At 63.4% G+C, this 645-nt stretch carries 1 pseudogene; it reads right to left on the reverse strand.

The features are described 5' to 3' along the window. Nucleotides 1-645: pseudogene (locus G3480_RS27240) on the reverse strand (hypothetical protein); the annotation flags it as partial.

A 645-nucleotide genomic window follows, 5' to 3' on the forward strand; every position in this document is an offset into this window, starting at 1 on the left:
CGTACTGGGCGATCGGGGTCTTGAGGTGCCATTGGTGCGGGATGGCGGCGAAGAGCGCGTCGAGATGGGCGTGCAGGGCCGCCGGCTTCCCCGCCACCAGCAGATCATAGAGTCGTCCGGTGAGCGCGCTGGCCAGGCTTGGCTGACCGATCAGCGCCTTGGCCAGGCTATCGTTGAGGGCGCTTTCGACCTCCAGATTCGGATAGGCCAGGCGGTATTCGAGCCGTGCCCCGGTGCGGCGTGAACCCGCTAGAGTGAGATAGCCTGCCTGCCACAGCAGGGCCTCGTTGGCGATGTGGTCGACATCGAAAGTCGAGAGCAATCCCTCGTCGGCGCGCAGATGGGCCAGATCGGGGGTAAAGAAGCCGCGCTGGGTGAGGATGTCCACCAGAAAGGTCGGCGTGCCGGTCTCGAACCACCAGGCGTGGAACTGGCGTTCCTGAAACAGCAGTAGCACATCGAAGGGGTTGTAGACTGACTCGCCGGTCCAGTTGTAGCCGTTGTACCAGCGGCGGATCTCCTCCCGGTCCAGCCCCTCGACTTCGGGTGCAAAGACGGTCTCGAGATCGCGCTCGGTATAACCGCAGAGCGCCGAGTAGTCAGCGGACACGGTAATGTCGCGCAAATTGTTCAGCCCCGAGAAGA

Source organism: Thiorhodococcus mannitoliphagus (assembly GCF_010915725.1).
Lineage (GTDB): Bacteria > Pseudomonadota > Gammaproteobacteria > Chromatiales > Chromatiaceae > Thiorhodococcus > Thiorhodococcus mannitoliphagus.